This is a genomic window from Mumia sp. zg.B53, from assembly GCF_019550935.1.
GTDB lineage: Bacteria > Actinomycetota > Actinomycetes > Propionibacteriales > Nocardioidaceae > Mumia.
This window is the reverse complement of the sequence record NZ_JAHWCK010000005.1, coordinates 173,900-188,829: the sequence shown is the minus strand read 5'-3', so window position 1 is coordinate 188,829 and position 14,930 is coordinate 173,900. Positions and strand designations below refer to the sequence as shown.

Here is a 14,930-nt window from a genome sequence, read left to right as displayed (position 1 = left end):
TCAGCGCTCTCGCAGCGGCGCGGTCGCCAGCTCGGCGAGCCCGTCCTCCGGGCTGATCTCCGCCACGAACCCCAGCTCCTCGCGCGCTCGCCGCGGCGAGGCGACGACGTGGCGGACGTCGTACGGGCGGAAGTCACCGGTGAGCTCGGGCGCGGGCCCTCCGGCGGCGGCGGCAAGGACCTGCGCCATCACGCCGAGCGTCGTCGGATGCCCTGACGCCACGTTGTACGCGCGCAGCCCCGGGTCCTGCTCGACCACGCGCTCGACGGCCGCGACGTTGGCGCGAGCCACGTCGCGCACGTGCACGAAGTCGCGCACCTGGCCGCCGTCCTCGAAGACCTTCGGCGCCTGGCCGCGCGCCAGCGACGAGCGGAAGATCGCCGCCACCCCGGCGTACGGCGTGTCCGCGGGCATCCCTGGCCCGTACACGTTGTGGTAGCGCAGCGCCACCGCCGACGCCTCCGCCAGCAGGCACCACGCCTGCGCGTAGTGCTCCTGCGCGACCTTCGAGGCGGCGTAGGTGCTGCGCGGGGCGAAGGGCACGGACTCGTCGACCTCCCGCCACGACACCTCGCGCCCGCAGATGCCGCAGCCGGGGTCGTACCGGCCCTCGGAGAGGTCCACCGCGCGTCGTGCCGCCGGCGTGACGTCTCCGTGCTCGGGACACGTGTAGCGACCGTCTCCGTAGACGACCATCGACGACGCGAAGACCAGCCGCCCGACGCCGGCGCGGGCCATCGCCGCGAGCAGGACCGCGGTGCCGTGGTCGTTGTGGTCGGCGTACCCCGGCATGTCCTGGGCATCCACGCCGTTGCCGACCATCGCGGCCTGGTGGCACACGACGTCGACGCCGGCGAGCGCGGCATCGACGTCGGCAGCCGATCGTACGTCGCCGAGCCGCGTGCCTTCGGGCACCTTCGCGTCCGGTCCGTGAGCGAGCGGAAGCAGGAGGTCGAGGCCGACGACGTCGTGCCCTGCCCGCTCGAGCGCCGTCACCACGTGGCCGCCGACGAAGCCGGCCGACCCGGTGACGAGGACCCTCACGGCAGCGTGATCGGCAGGTCGAGACCGTCGAGGGCGCTCGCGCAGTCGCACGTGCGGTCCGACCCGACCGCGCCGACCACCCCGCGCAACGCGTCGCGGAGCGTGTCGAGGTGCTCGCCGAAGACACGCAGCACCTCCTGGTGGCTCACCGCCTCCGCCGCCTCCACCCCGGCGTCGAGGTCGGTGACGAGCGCGACCGTGGCGTAGCAGAGCGCGAGCTCGCGGGCCAGGACCGCCTCGGGGTGCCCGGTCATGCCGATGATCGACCAGCCCTCGCGGGAGTACCACTGCGACTCGGCCCGGGTCGAGAACCGCGGACCCTCGATCACGACCAGCGCGCCCCCGTCGACGGCACCACCCGGCGCTCCGTCGACGAGCGCCGTACGGAGCCGCGGACAGTACGGGTCGGCGAACCCGATGTGCACGGCACCCGAGTGGTAGAACGTCTGGTTGCGGTTGGTCGTCCGGTCCACGAGCTGGTCCGGGACCACCAGAGTGCCCGGCCCCAGCTCGGGCTGCAGCCCGCCGACCGCGCACGGCGCCAGCACCTGGCGCACGCCGAGGCTGCGCAGCGCCCAGAGGTTCGCCCGGTACGGCACAGCGTGCGCCGGGTAGCGGTGGCCGGGGCCGTGCCGCGGGAGGAACGCGACCGCGCGCGGGCCGTCCTCGGTCGGCACCGTGCCGAGGGCGATCGGCCCCGACGGCAGGCCGTACGGGGTGTCGACGTCGACCTCGTGGACGTCGTCGAGGAAGGTGTAGAAGCCGGTGCCGCCGATGACGGCGACCTCGGGAGTCAGCGGGGCATCCATGCCTGCCGAGTCTGCCAGCACGTCCCGACTCTGTCTCGGTGCGTCAGCGCTCCGCCGGTGGGAGCCCGAGGGAGGACCAGACGGCGCGCCACACCGTCTTGGGTGCGTCGCCTGCATCGAGCGCCTCGGACACCGTCCGCCCTCCGAGCTCGGCCAGCACCTGCTGGTCGGCCCACACCTGGGCGTAGCCGCCCCCGAGGTGCCTCTCCATGCGTTCCCAGAGCTCACTGTGCCTCACTCGGCCAGTATGCGGGCACGGCCCACACGGTCGTCCGTGGCGCCTCCCGCCACGGGGACCGTGCCGCCCTCACGCAGGCCGTGCCGCTCCCACCACCGGCGCAACGGGCCCGGCGCCCACCAGTTCGCCCGGCCGAGGAGCTTCATCGTCGCGGGGACCATCAGAAGGCGGACCAGGGTGGCGTCGACGATCAGCGCCACGAGCATGCCGACGCCGACCATCTTGATGAACACGATGCCCGACGTCGCGAACGCTCCGGTCACCACCGCGAGCAGCAGCGCGGCGCTGGTGATGATGCGGCCCGTCTTCTGGACACCCCTCGCCACCGCGACCTCGTTGTCTCCGGTGGCGTCCCACTCCTCGCGGATCCGCGACAGCAGGAAGATCTCGTAGTCCATCGACAGCCCGAAGAGGATCGCGACCATGAGGATCGGCTGGGTCCCGTCGAGGTAGCCGGTCGAGCTGTAGCCGAGCAGGCCTTCGAGGTTGCCGTCGGCGAACACCCACGTCACGACGCCGAATGCCGCCGTGATCGAGACGATGTTGACCAGCACCGCCTTGACGGGCAGCACCACCGACCCGAAGGCGAGGAACAGCAGCACGAGCATCGCGACGACGATGAGGCTCCCCATCAGCGGCAAGCGGTCGGCGATCCCGTCGAGCATGTCGACGGTCTCCGCGCTCCTCCCTCCGACGTACGCATCGGCGGGAGCGTCGACGGCCCGGAGGCTGCGGACAAGCTCCTGCGAGGCAGCACTCTGTGACGTCCCGGTCCAGTCGACGTCGATGAGCGTGCCTCCCCCACCCTCGGCGACCGGCCGCACCTGGGTGACGCCGTCCACGGCGCGCAGGTCGGCGGCGTACGAGGCCACCTCCGTCCGCTCGGTGCTGGCGAAGAAGACATCAGCACTGCTGCTCGGTCCCCCGAAGTCGGTGTCGAGCTTCTCGGTGGCGATCCTCGACGGCGCGTCCGACGGCAGCGCTCGGTAGTCGACCCCGCCCCAGGTCGCCGAGAGGAACGGGCTCGCGAGCAGGAGGAGGAATCCGGTCACGAGCGCCAGGCTCACCACCGGTCGCCGCATGACGGCGTGCGCGAAGCGTGCCCACCCCTGGGAGGTACGCCGCGCCCGACGCCGCCACGGCATCGCGCCGGCCTCGATCCGCCGACCGAGCAGCGCGAGGGTCGCCGGCAGGAGAGTCAGCGCCGCGACCATCGCGACCACGACGGCCGCCATCCCGCCGTAGGCCATCGAGCGCAGGAAGGTCTGCGGGAAGACGAGGAGCGCGGACATCGCGACGGCGACGGTGAGGCCGGAGAAGAGCACCGTACGGCCGGCGGTACGCATCGTCGCCCCCACGGCGTCCTGCACCTGACCGCGATCGCCCGCGTCCCGGACGGCGAGCTCCTCGCGGAAACGGCTCACCACGAAGAGGGCGTAGTCGATGGCCAGCCCCAGCCCGAGCAGCGTGATGATGTTGAGGGCGAAGACCGACACGTCGGTCACGGTGGTGAGCAGCCGGACCACGGCGAACGCACCGAGCACCGCGACGGCGCCGACCCCGACCGGCATGAGGGCCGCGACCACGGAGCCGAAGACGACCAGGCTCAGCAGCAGCACGAGAGGCATCGACAGCATCTCCGCCCGGGCGATGTCCTGCGAGACGGTCGTGCTGACGTCGTCGAAGACCGCCGACTGCCCCGCGACGGCGAGGTCGAGCGTGCCGTTCTCGACCGCAGCCCCGTCGAGCGCCGGCCGGACCTCGTCGTACGCCTCGAGCACGGCGTCCTCGTCGTCGCCGGCGAGCGTGATGACGACGCTCGTGGCGTGCCGGTCCGCCGAGACGAGGGCGTCGGTCCCCGGGGCGCCGTAGACCATGACCTGCTCGACGGCCTCGTCCGGCAGACCCTCGACGACCTCGGTGACCGCCGCACGGAAGGGCGCCGCATCCACCGTCATCTCGTCGCTCTCGTAGACCGCGACGACGTCGGCTCCGTGACGACCGACCGAGTCGTCGATCAGCTCCGAGGCCCGGTAGGACTCGCTCCCGGGGTCGTCGAAGCCGCCGTAGCTGAGGGCGGCGAACACCCCTGTCCCGTATGCGCCGGCTGCCGCCAGCACGAGCAGCCCCAGGCCGACCACCCATCCGGCTCGTCGTGCGACGAAGCGCCCCCACCGTTCCATCGGACTCCCCCTGCATCACGCGATGAATAGTGTTCACGTTTGTTAACATGATTCACTGCTAACGGTGTTCACTATGCTGAAGCATGATCATCGATGTCAAGGGGTCAACGACACAGCCGACCGGCCTGCCAAGGTGGGGGCCATGACGACGCAGGGTGAGAACGTGACCGTCAAGCCACCGACACGGCGAGACCAGCAGCGTCAGGCGACGCTCGACGAGATCGTGCGGACGGCGCGCACGCTTCTCGTCGAGACGCACGACATCTCGCTCCGGGCGGTGGCGCAGACGATGGGGATGACCGCACCGGCGCTCTACCGCTACGTCAGCAACCTCGAGGACCTCACCCTCCGTGTCGCCGCGCAGGTCTACGACGACCTCCTCGCCACGCTCGAGGATGCTGCGGCCCCGTACGAGGGAGACCCCGCCGCGCAGGTGGTGGCCGGCTCCACGGCCTTCCGCCAGTGGTCGCTGCGCCACCGCCAGGAGTTCGGGCTCACCTTCGCGAACCCGATCACGAGCAGCGCCAAGTCCGTCGACCTCGGCGCCGACCTCCTCGGAGGACACGTCGAGCCTCCGCCCGGCGCTCCACCCATCGGTGCCGAGTGCACCGCCGCGGCCCACCGCTTCGGCAGCTTCTTCGGTCGGCTCGTCGTCGCGCTCTGGGACGTCCAGGGCTATCCCGAGACCGGGCAGGTGCCCGCACCGTCCGACGGAGGCCTCTCGGCCTCCCGGTGGGCCGGGCTCGCCCCCGAGGTCCCCACCGAGGCCTCCTGGTCCTTCGTCCGCGCATGGGCGCGCCTCTACGGCACGACGGCCCTGGAGGTCTTCGGCCACATCGACAGCGACATCGTCACCTCCGGAGCGCTCTTCCGCGACACCATGAACGACTGCGGCGAGGTGCTCGGTCTGCAGCATCGACGTGCCGAGCTCCAGCGCGTCGTCACCGAGGTCCTCGCGACCTGACGCTCACCGCAGGATCAGCAGCCCGACCCGGCGCCCGGCGACGCGCAGGCCGAGCACGCCCATGACCACGAAGTAGGCCACCGGCAGCAGGAGTCCCGGGCCCACGTCGCCGGTCGTCAAGGACCGGATCAGGTCGACGGCCTGATAGAGCGGCGTGACCTGCACGAGCAGCTGCATGCCCTCGGGATAGGCAGACAGCGGATAGAACGTCGCCGACAGGAAGAACATCGGCATGATCGCCACCTGGATGAACTCGAAGTCCTGCCACGACCGCATCCACGTGGTCAGAGCGAGCCCCGCGGACGCGAACCCAAACGCGACCAGCAGTGCGGCCGGCAGGGCCAGCACCGTCCACCACGAGGAGGTCAGGTCGAGCGCCACCATGATGACCACGAACACGGCGGCGTACGCCGATCCCCGGGTCGTCGCCCACAGCACCTCGCCGACCGCGGCGTCCACCGGTCGCAGCGGGGTCGCGAGCACGGCGTCGTAGAGCTTCTCGTACTTGAGCCGGAAGAAGAACCCGAAGGTCGCGTCGAAGATCGCGCCGTTCATGGCCTGCGTCGCGAGCATCGCCGGTGCGAGGAAGGCGGTGTAGCCGATGGTGCGCCCGTCGTCGAGGGTCACCTCGCCCACGAGCGCCGCGATCCCGACACCGATCGAGAGCAGGTAGAACAGCGGCTCCAGGAATCCCGAGGCGAACGCCACCGGCGCGCGACGATAGACGCGGACGTGGCGTTCGAGCAGCGGGTACGGGCTCGGCCGTGGCGTGCGGGACGGCCCCGTACGCCGCAGCGCTGTCGTCGAGACCATCAGACCCTCCCCAGCCGTCGGTCGAACTGCCGTTGTGCCAGCGCCCAGCCGACGCCTGTGACCACCAGCAGGTAGAGGACATGGACCCACGCGGCGGACGTGACGTCGCCGGTGGTCGCCATCCGGCACAGCTCGACCCCGTGCCACACCGGGAGCGCCTTCGCGACGGCCTCGACGACGGCGGGGAGCTGCTCGACCGGGAAGTACGCACCGGAGAAGAGGGTCATCGGGATCACCCCCACGCGGTACACCAGCCCGAGCGCGGTGTCCTCGTGCGCCCATCCGGCGTAGGCGATGATCGGTGCCGCGTGGGCGGCGCCGACGAGGACGGCCGCGCCCACGAGCGCCGCAGCGCCCAGCACGCTGCCGATCACCTGGAAGAGCGCGACGACCACCGTGATCAGCCCGACCGCGATCAGCACGCGAACCGCGACGTAGACGACCACGCCGTTGACGATGTCCCTCACCTGCAACGAGGTGGAGCGCATCGCGAAGTAGATCTTGTTCCAGGTGAAGCCCGCATAGACCGGGAACGTGCTCTCCCCGGCGCCGGCCATCACGGCGGTGACCGCGACCATGCCGGGAGCGATGTAGGCGAGGTACGACAGGCCACCGAGTGCCGCCGTACCCTCGCCACCGCCCTGGGTCCCGTCATCGACGAAGCCGCCGAGCCCGAGGCCGAGGGACGCCAGCACCAGCGCGGGGAGGACCGTGTACGAGAAGGCCGAGCCGCGCCATGTCCGTCGGACCACGGTCGTGTAGTACGGCACCTGACGCACCAACGCCTGCCAGGCGGTCGGCGTCCCCGTGGGCGTACGGACACCTGCGGTCGGGCGTGTGCCGGTGGTGCTCACTCGTCCAGCGCCCGTCCGGTCAGGCGCAGGAACACGTCCTCCAGGGACGAGCGGCGCACGAGCGTGCTCAGCGGCTCCAGCCCGCGCGCCACCGCCTCCTCGAGGACCTTCTCGCCGTCGGCGACGTAGAGCAGAACCCGGTCCGGGAGCACCTCGACGCGCTCGGCGAGATCACCGACCTGGGCAGCGGCGTCGTCGTTCTCGCCCACGCCCATGCGCAGCTCGACGACCTCCCGGGTCGCGTAGCGGGCGATCAGCGACAACGGTGAGCCCTCTGCGGCGATCACGCCGTTGTCCATGACGACGAGCCGGTCGCACAGCTGCTCGGCCTCGTCCATGTAGTGCGTCGTCAAGACGATGGTCACCCCGGTCTGCTTGAGACGGTGGAGCTGGTCCCAGACCACGTGTCGCGCCTGCGGGTCGAGACCGGTGGTGGGCTCGTCGAGGAGGAGCACCTCGGGCTCGTTCACGAGCGAGCGGGCGATCGTCAGGCGCCGCTTCATGCCACCCGACAGGTCTTCGACCATGCCGTCGGCCTTCTCGGTGAGGCGGACGAACTCCAGCAGCTCGTCGGCCTTGCGGGCCGCGTCGCGACGGCTGATCCCGAAGTAGCGGGCATAGACCACGAGGTTGTCGCGGACGGTCAGGTCGCCGTCGAGCGAGTCCTCCTGCGGGCACACCCCGATCCGTGCGCGGATGGCAGGCCCGTCGGTCGCGGGGTCCATTCCGAGGATCCGCAGGGAGCCGCCGCTGATCGGCGACACCGCCGCCACCATGCGCATCGTCGACGACTTGCCCGCACCGTTGGGACCGAGGAACCCGAACGCCTCACCCCGCTGCACGGTCACGTCGATCCCGCGCACGGCCTCGAAGTCGCCGTACGCCTTGCGCAGTCCTCGAGCCTCGAGCATCGCCTCGGTCACCCGTCCGACCCTAAGGATTCGCGCGGAGGCTGTCTTGTCCATATCGGCCCCACGCGCCCCGCAACTGTCACCCCTGCGCGCGATGATGGACGGGTGCCCGATGTGCTCGACCGCTTCTCCCCTGCCACCGCGGCGTGGTTCCGCGGCGCCTTCCCCGCGCCGACGACCGCGCAGACCGGCGCCTGGGACGCGATCGCCGACGGCCGCAACGCGCTCGTCGTCGCCCCCACGGGGTCCGGCAAGACCCTGTCCGCCTTCCTGTGGGCACTCGACCGGCTGATCACCGGTCCGCCGCCCGACGACCCCAAGCGACGCACACGGGTCCTCTACGTGTCCCCTCTCAAGGCGCTCGCCGTCGACGTCGAGCGCAACCTGCGTGCCCCGTTGGTCGGGATCACCCAGACCGCCACGAGGATGGCCGCCGCGGGGGAGTCCCCCGCGCCCCGCGACGTCACCGTCGGAGTCCGCTCCGGCGACACCACACCGGCCGAGCGCCGAGCACTCGCCACCCGTCCCCCGGACGTCCTCATCACGACGCCCGAGTCGCTCTTCCTCGTCCTGACCTCGGCCGCCCGCGAGACGTTGCGAGACGTCGAGGCCGTGATCGTGGACGAGGTCCACGCCGTCGCGGGCACCAAGCGAGGCGCCCACCTCGCTCTCACCCTGGAGCGGCTCGACGCGCTCCTCGAGCAGCCGGCCCAGCGGATCGGGCTGTCGGCGACCGTACGCCCGCACGCGGAGGTGGCTCGCTTCCTCGCGGGGTCCGCCCCGGTCCGGGTCGTCGCACCCGAGTCGGAGAAGCGCTGGGACCTCTCGGTCGTCGTCCCGGTCGAGGACATGACGGCGCCCCCGGTGCGAGAGGCCGAGGAGGGCGAGCCCGACGTCCGCGACCAGGCGTCGATCTGGCCCCACGTCGAGGAGCGCGTCGTCGACCTGGTCGAGCAGGCGCGGTCGTCGATCGTCTTCGCCAACTCGCGCCGCCTGGCCGAGCGCCTCACCGCACGGCTCAACGAGATCCACGCCGAGAGGCTGGGCGTCGAGCTCCCCGACACGGGCTCCCCGGCCGCCGCGACACCGGCGCAGTCGGGCACGGCGGCGGGCGCCTCACCGCTGCTGGCCCGGGCCCACCACGGCTCGGTCAGCAAGGAGCAGCGGGCGCTGATCGAGGACGACCTCAAGTCCGGGCGGCTCCCGTGCGTGGTGGCCACCTCGAGCCTCGAGCTCGGCATCGACATGGGTGCCGTCGATCTCGTCGTCCAGGTCGAGTCGCCGCCGTCGGTCGCCAGCGGGCTCCAGCGGGTGGGACGGGCGGGCCACCAGGTGGGAGAGGTCTCGCGCGGCGTCGTCTTCCCCAAGCACCGCATCGACCTCCTCGAGGCGACCGTGACGATCGAACGCATGGTCGCCGGGGCGATCGAGGAGCTGTCGGTCCCCACCAACCCGCTCGACGTGCTCGCCCAGCAGGTGGTGGCCACGTGCGCCTTGGAGAGCTGGGACGTCGACGACCTGTACGAGGCGGTGCGCCGCGCCGCCCCGTACGCGACCCTCCCCCGGTCCGCCTACGACGCGACCCTCGACCTGCTCGCCGGCCGCTATCCGTCCGACGAGTTCGCCGAGCTCCGCCCGCGGATCGTGTGGGACCGCGTCGCCGGCACGATCACCGGCCGCCCCGGCGCCCAGCGTCTCGCCGTCACCTCGGGCGGGACCATCCCCGACCGCGGTCTCTTCGGGGTCTACCTGGTCGGCGCGCAGTCGACCGCCCAAGGCAGCGCGCGCGTCGGTGAGCTCGACGAGGAGATGGTCTACGAGTCGCGGGTCGGCGACGTGTTCGCGCTCGGTGCCACGAGCTGGCGGATCGAGGACATCACGCACGACCGTGTGCTGGTCTCCCCCGCGTACGGCCAGCCCGGCCGGCTGCCGTTCTGGCGCGGAGACAACCCCGGGCGCCCGATCGAGCTGGGGCGTGCGCTCGGCGCGTTCACCCGCGTGATGGCCACCGGCGACCGGCCGCAGGCGCGCGCCCGGTGCGAGGCGGCGGGCCTCGACGCCTACGCCATCGACAACCTCTTCGCGCTGGTCGACGAGCAGCGCGCGGCGACCGGGAGGGTCCCCGACGACACGCTGCTGGTCGTCGAGCGGTTCCGCGACGAGCTCGGCGACTGGCGGCTCGTGCTCCACTCACCACTCGGACTCGCCGTGCACGCGCCGTGGGCGTTGGCCGTCGGCGCGCGTGTGCGTGACCGCTACGGCCTGGACTCGGCCAGCATGGCCAGCGACGACGGCATCGTCGTACGCCTCCCGGAGACCGACGCCGAGCCTCCGGGCGGGGAGCTCTTCGCGTTCACCCCGGAGGAGATCGAGGACCTGGTCACGGAGGAGGTCGGGGGCTCGGCGCTGTTCGCGGCCCGGTTCCGCGAGTGTGCCGCCCGGGCGCTGCTGCTCCCCCGCCGCGATCCCGGTCGTCGCAGCCCGCTGTGGCAGCAGCGCCAGCGCGCCGCCCAGCTCCTCGAGGTCGCCCGCCGCTACCCGACGTTCCCGATCGTGCTGGAGACCGTCCGCGAGGTGCTCCAGGACGTGTACGACGTGCCGTCGCTGGTGCAGATGATGCGCGACCTCGAGAGCCGGCGCCTGCGCGTCGTCGACGTGGAGACGCAGGAGCCCTCACCCTTCGCCAAGTCGCTGCTGTTCGGCTACGTCGCGGCCTTCCTGTACGAGGGCGACTCTCCGCTCGCCGAGCGGCGTGCGGCAGCGTTGTCGCTCGACTCGTCCCTGCTGTCGGAGCTCCTCGGGAGGGCCGAGCTGCGCGACCTCCTCGACGCGGGCGTGCTGGCCCAGACCGAGGCAGAGCTCCAGCGCCTGGTGCCCGACCGTCGAGGCCGGGGCGCAGAGGGCGTGGCCGACCTCCTGCGACTGCTCGGTCCCCTCACGTCGGAGGAGGTCGCGGAGCGGAGCACCGAGCCGTCCGCCTCCGCGGCGTGGCTGGTCGAGCTCGCCGAGGCCCGCCGGATCCTGCGGGTGAGCTTCGCCGGCCGTCAGTGGTGGGTCGCGGTCGAGGATGCCGCCCGGCTGCGCGACGCGCTCGGTGTCCCGGTGCCGATGGGGGTGCCCGACGCGTTCCTGGCGCCCGTCGACGACCCGCTCGGCGACCTCGTGGCTCGTTATGCGCGCACCCACGCTCCCTTCGTCGCCGGCGACGTGGCCGAGCGTCTCGGCCTGGGCGTCGCGGTGGTCTCGGAGACGCTGCGCCGGCTCGCCGGCCGCGGTCGGGTCAGCGAGGGAGAGTTCACCCCGGGGGCGGGTGGCTCTGAGTGGTGTGACGCCGAGGTGCTCCGACGGCTCCGGCGGCGTTCGCTCGCGGCCCTGCGCAAGGAGGTCGAGCCGGTCTCGCCCGAGACGCTCGGCCGGTTCCTGCCCGCGTGGCAGCACGTCGGCGGCAGATTGCGTGGCATCGACGGTCTCGTGACGGTCGTCGAGCAGCTCGCCGGCGCGTCCGTCCCGGCCTCCGCGCTCGAGCCGCTGGTGCTGGGCTCGCGGGTCCTCGACTACTCCCCCGCCATGCTCGACGAGCTGACGGCGGCGGGCGAGGTGCTCTGGTCCGGTGCCGGAGGGCTGCCGGGCAACGACGGCTGGGTCTCGCTCCACCTGGCCGACACCGCCCCGCTCACCCTGGCGCCGCCGGTCGAGCTCGAGCTGACGTCGCTCCAGGAGGCTGTCCTCGGTGTTGTCCAGTCAGGCGGTGCCTACTTCTTCCGACAGCTGGCCGAGGCCGTGAAGGCGTTCGCGACCGGCTCCGGCGAGGGCCTACCGACGGTGCTCGACAGCGAGCTGGCCGACGCGGTCTGGGACCTCGTCTGGGCGGGCTACCTCACCAACGACACCCTCGCTCCGCTGCGGGCGCTCGTCGGGGTGGGGCGGACCAGCCATCGGCAGGCCCGCACCACGCCCCGCCTGCGCGGGCGCCGCGCGCCGTCCTTCGTCCGCCCGACCATGCCCTCCCGTACGGCCCCGCCGACCGTCGGCGGCCGCTGGGCGCTGGTGCCCCGGACCGAGGACAACCCGACCGTCCGCGCGCACGCGCAGGCCGAGCAGCTCCTGGAGCGTCATGGTCTGGTCACGCGCGGCACCGCCGTCGCCGAGGGCGTGCCGGGCGGGTTCGCCGCCGTCTACAAGGTGCTGAGCGGGTTCGAGGAGGCCGGCCGGGCTCGGCGCGGCTACTTTGTGGAGGGCCTCGGCGCGGCCCAGTTCGCGACGCCGGGTTCCGTGGACCGCCTCCGCTCCTACTCGCGCGAGCCGGGCCAGGACCCCGAGCGGCGCGCCGTCACCCTCGCGGCGACCGATCCTGCCAACCCGTACGGTGCCGCGCTCGGGTGGCCCGAGACCGAGGGAGGTCATCGCCCCGGGCGCAAGGCGGGGGCCTTGGTCGTGCTCGTCGACGGCGCGCTGTCGCTGTACGTCGAGCGGGGCGGCCGCACCCTCCTGACGTTCGACGACCTCGGCGACCCCGAGGGTGCGGCAAGGCTCCAGCCCGCCATCGACGCGCTCGCCACCGCGGTGCGCGACGGGGCGCTCGGTCGCCTGATGGTGGAGCGGGCCGACGGCGAGGCCGTGCTCGGGACCCCGCTCGGCGACGCGCTCGCCCAGGCCGGCTTCCACGCGACCCCGCGCGGCCTGCGCATCCGGGGCTGAGCGTGCCCGAGGGAGACGCGGTCTGGCGGACGGCCCGACGGCTCGACGAGGCGCTCGGCGGCCGGACGCTCGTCCGCAGCGACTTCCGGGTGCCCGACTTCGCGACCGTGGACCTCTCGGGCGAGACCGTCCACGACGTCGTGAGCCGGGGCAAGCACCTCTTCGCGCACGTAGGTGACCTCAGCATCCACACGCACCTCAAGATGGAGGGCAGGTGGGACGTGTACGCCCGCGGCGCGCGATGGCGTCGCCCTGCCCACGAGGCTCGGCTGGTTCTCGAGACGGCGTCGGTCCAGGCCGTCGGGTTCGCACTCGGCGTCGTGGCGGTGCTGACTCGCGACGAGGAGGACCAGGTCGTCGCACGACTCGGACCCGATCTGCTCGACCCGGAGTTCGACGCGGCCGAGGCTCTGCGGCGGCTGCGGTCGGACCCCGACCGCCCTCTTGCCGACGCCTTGCTCGACCAGGGCAACCTCGCCGGGATCGGCAACGTCTATCGCAACGAGGTCATGTTCGTGCGCGGCCTTCATCCCGACCTCACGGTGGCCGACGACCCCGATCTCGGCCGTACGGTCCGGACGGTGCGCCGGATGCTGCTCGTCAACCGCGACTTCCCCGAGATCGTGACCACCGGCGTACGCCGTCGGGGTGAGCGCACGTGGGTCTACGGCCGAGGTGGTGAGCCGTGCCGCCGCTGCGGCGCCCGCGTCGAGCGGCGCGCGCCTGTGGTCACGCAGACCGGGGGCGTGGAGGAGCGCGTCACGTACTGGTGCCCGCGCTGCCAGCCGGCGCCCGACCGCCCGGCCCCTGAACGCCGATAAGCGGTGGGAGGATCAGCGCACGCCGATGGAGTCGGACTCCGGAGACAGGGCGATCGACGCCTCCAGGGTCGACTGCTCCTGGATCTCCAGGAGGGCGCTGACGTCGCGCAGGACCTGTGACATCGGGACGTCGAGAGCGTCGCAGAGGGCAGCGAGCAGCTCGGAGCTCGGCTCCTTCTGACCGCGTTCGACCTCGGAGATATATCCCAAGGAGACCCGCGCGGCGGCGGAGACGTCGCGCAGCGTCAGCCCTCTGGCCATCCGCCGGGCCCGCAAGACCTCACCGATCAGACGTCGCAGCACCGTCATCTCACACCTCCGCTCTCGGACTTGGTACAACTCCTCGTCGAGCCGTGTTCTTCCCACCACTCTAGGCGCACCAGGTTCCCTAGGGGGAACGGACCGCCGAGTGACTGCCTCATGGTCGCTCAGCCGACACCGAGGACGTCGGCCAGCAACGCCAGCACCGCGTCCACCGTGGTGCTCCGGACGACCGCTCGGTCACCTTCGACCGCGAGCCGCTCCCACCTCGAGCCCTGTGGCCCGGCGACGGCGACATAGACGGTGCCCGCCGGCTGGCCGTCGCTCGGGCCAGGCCCCGCGACACCCGTCGTCGCGAGGCCGTACACCGCGTCGAGCCGCTCGCGGACGCCGGCAGCCATCGCCTCGGCGACGGCTGAGTCCACCGGTCCGCGGGTGGCGAGAAGGAGCTCGTCGACCCCGAGGAGCGTCGCCTTGAGCTCCGTGGCGTACGCGACCACTCCGCCGCGGACGACGTCGGACGCCCCTGGGACGTCGACCAGCCGCGCGCACACTGCACCACCGGTCAGGGACTCTGCCGCAGCGACGGTCGCGCCCGTCTGTCGCAGCGCATCGACCAGGGCCGGCACGTCAACCGACGACGTCACGGCAGCCTCAGCGCGGCTCGCCGGGCACCTGATCCGCAGAGCGTCTCACGGACCGGGAGCCGCGGACCATGCGGACGGCCTGCCCGATGTAGTCGACGGCGGTGACCATGGTGACGACGACGGCAGCCGCCATCGTGAGGTACGCGATCCACATCGTCCAGTCGGGCAGCAGCGCCTCGATCGGGAACAGGTACATGCCGAGGGCGACCGCCTGGAGGACAGTCTTGAGCTTGCCACCACGGGAGGCCGGCATGACCCCGTAGCGGAGCACGGCGAACCGCATCACTGTGATGCCCCACTCGCGCACGAGCACCATGATGGTGACCCACCACGGGAGCGCACCGATGATCGACAGACCGACGAACGCCATCCCGGTCAGCGCCTTGTCGGCGATCGGGTCGGCGATCTTGCCGAAGTCGGTGATCAGACCACGGCTCCGCGCCAGGTTGCCGTCGATGCGGTCGGTGGCCATCGCGACCACGAACACCGCCCAGGCGACGAGCCGGGTGCCGGTGCTCTCGCCACCGTCGATCAGCAGCAGCCAACCGAACACCGGGACGAACGCGATCCGGAGAACGGTCAGCGCGTTGGCGATGTTGTAGATGCTCGGCGTCTGCGCGGCGGCGGACGTCGGCGTGCCGTTCATCGTGTCTCCTCGGGCGGCTCACAGGGGCGGCCGGTCCGTCG

At 72.2% G+C, this 14,930-nt stretch carries 13 protein-coding genes; 3 read left to right on the top strand and 10 right to left on the bottom strand.

Going from position 1 to position 14,930, the window contains the following annotated elements:
- Genes KV102_RS16905 through KV102_RS16890 form a run of 4 tightly spaced genes read right to left on the bottom strand, consistent with a single transcriptional unit; the run spans position 1 to position 4,274 of the window.
- Complete coding sequence (locus KV102_RS16905) at positions 1-1,044, bottom strand: NAD-dependent epimerase/dehydratase family protein (RefSeq protein WP_220346984.1); 1,044 nt, start codon at positions 1,042-1,044, stop codon at positions 1-3.
- Complete coding sequence (locus tag KV102_RS16900; RefSeq protein WP_308290356.1) at positions 1,041-1,874, bottom strand: S-methyl-5'-thioadenosine phosphorylase; 834 nt, start codon at positions 1,872-1,874, stop codon at positions 1,041-1,043. The genes KV102_RS16905 and KV102_RS16900 overlap by 4 nt, the downstream gene beginning before the upstream one ends.
- A 22-nt stretch (positions 1,875-1,896) precedes the next feature.
- Positions 1,897-2,091, bottom strand: coding sequence for a DUF3046 domain-containing protein (locus KV102_RS16895; RefSeq protein ID WP_220341373.1), 195 nt, complete (start codon positions 2,089-2,091; stop codon positions 1,897-1,899).
- A complete protein-coding gene (locus tag KV102_RS16890) occupies positions 2,088-4,274 on the bottom strand; it encodes an MMPL family transporter (protein WP_220346983.1) in 2,187 nt (728 codons plus the stop codon). Before KV102_RS16890 ends, KV102_RS16895 begins: the two co-directional genes overlap by 4 nt.
- A 142-nt stretch (positions 4,275-4,416) precedes the next feature.
- Here KV102_RS16890 and KV102_RS16885 point away from each other — a divergent pair, with 142 nt between their 5' ends.
- Positions 4,417-5,238 (top strand): TetR/AcrR family transcriptional regulator, encoded by an 822-nt coding sequence (locus KV102_RS16885; protein ID WP_220341371.1) that lies wholly within the window; start codon positions 4,417-4,419, stop codon positions 5,236-5,238.
- A gap of 3 nt (positions 5,239-5,241) precedes the next feature.
- Here KV102_RS16885 and KV102_RS16880 read toward each other — a convergent pair whose 3' ends face one another.
- From KV102_RS16880 to KV102_RS16870, 3 genes are read right to left on the bottom strand one after another with little or no spacing between them, the layout of a single operon-like run.
- The gene (locus KV102_RS16880) at positions 5,242-6,051 is read right to left on the bottom strand and encodes an ABC transporter permease (RefSeq protein ID WP_220341370.1); all 810 of its coding nucleotides are present in this window, start codon (positions 6,049-6,051) and stop codon (positions 5,242-5,244) included.
- On the bottom strand, positions 6,051-6,905 hold the full coding sequence (locus KV102_RS16875; protein WP_220341369.1) for an ABC transporter permease: 855 nt from the start codon (positions 6,903-6,905) through the stop codon (positions 6,051-6,053). Before KV102_RS16875 ends, KV102_RS16880 begins: the two co-directional genes overlap by 1 nt.
- The gene (locus tag KV102_RS16870) at positions 6,902-7,816 is read right to left on the bottom strand and encodes an ABC transporter ATP-binding protein (protein WP_374197369.1); all 915 of its coding nucleotides are present in this window, start codon (positions 7,814-7,816) and stop codon (positions 6,902-6,904) included. Before KV102_RS16870 ends, KV102_RS16875 begins: the two co-directional genes overlap by 4 nt.
- 105 nt (positions 7,817-7,921) lie before the next feature.
- Here KV102_RS16870 and KV102_RS16865 point away from each other — a divergent pair, with 105 nt between their 5' ends.
- Positions 7,922-12,514: an ATP-dependent helicase gene (locus KV102_RS16865; RefSeq protein WP_220346981.1), complete on the top strand. Its 4,593-nt coding sequence runs from the start codon at positions 7,922-7,924 to the stop codon at positions 12,512-12,514.
- Between the two features lie 2 nt (positions 12,515-12,516).
- On the top strand, positions 12,517-13,335 hold the full coding sequence (locus KV102_RS16860; RefSeq protein WP_220346980.1) for a DNA-formamidopyrimidine glycosylase family protein: 819 nt from the start codon (positions 12,517-12,519) through the stop codon (positions 13,333-13,335).
- A 12-nt stretch (positions 13,336-13,347) separates the two neighbouring features.
- On the opposite strand, the gene KV102_RS16855 is transcribed toward KV102_RS16860, so the two are convergent.
- From KV102_RS16855 to pgsA, 3 genes are all read right to left on the bottom strand, one after another.
- The gene (locus KV102_RS16855) at positions 13,348-13,644 is read right to left on the bottom strand and encodes a helix-turn-helix domain-containing protein (RefSeq protein ID WP_220341365.1); all 297 of its coding nucleotides are present in this window, start codon (positions 13,642-13,644) and stop codon (positions 13,348-13,350) included.
- Positions 13,645-13,763: 119 nt separating this feature from the next.
- Positions 13,764-14,243, bottom strand: a complete 480-nt coding sequence (locus tag KV102_RS16850; RefSeq protein WP_220346979.1) for a CinA family protein — start codon at positions 14,241-14,243, stop codon at positions 13,764-13,766.
- A 7-nt stretch (positions 14,244-14,250) separates the two neighbouring features.
- Complete coding sequence (gene pgsA, locus KV102_RS16845) at positions 14,251-14,889, bottom strand: CDP-diacylglycerol--glycerol-3-phosphate 3-phosphatidyltransferase (protein WP_220346978.1); 639 nt, start codon at positions 14,887-14,889, stop codon at positions 14,251-14,253.
- Between the last annotated feature and the right edge of the window lie 41 nt (positions 14,890-14,930).

Excerpts from the sequence above, each read along its gene's own strand:
- KV102_RS16855 (WP_220341365.1), bottom strand. The coding sequence starts at position 13,644 with ATGACGGTGCTGCGACGTCTGATCGGTGAGGTCTTGCGGGCCCGGCGG.
- pgsA (WP_220346978.1), bottom strand. The coding sequence starts at position 14,889 with ATGAACGGCACGCCGACGTCCGCCGCCGCGCAGACGCCGAGCATCTAC.
- KV102_RS16870 (WP_374197369.1), bottom strand. The coding sequence starts at position 7,816 with ATGCTCGAGGCTCGAGGACTGCGCAAGGCGTACGGCGACTTCGAGGCC.
- KV102_RS16880 (WP_220341370.1), bottom strand. The coding sequence starts at position 6,051 with ATGGTCTCGACGACAGCGCTGCGGCGTACGGGGCCGTCCCGCACGCCA.
- KV102_RS16890 (WP_220346983.1), bottom strand. The coding sequence starts at position 4,274 with ATGGAACGGTGGGGGCGCTTCGTCGCACGACGAGCCGGATGGGTGGTC.
- KV102_RS16885 (WP_220341371.1), top strand. The coding sequence starts at position 4,417 with ATGACGACGCAGGGTGAGAACGTGACCGTCAAGCCACCGACACGGCGA.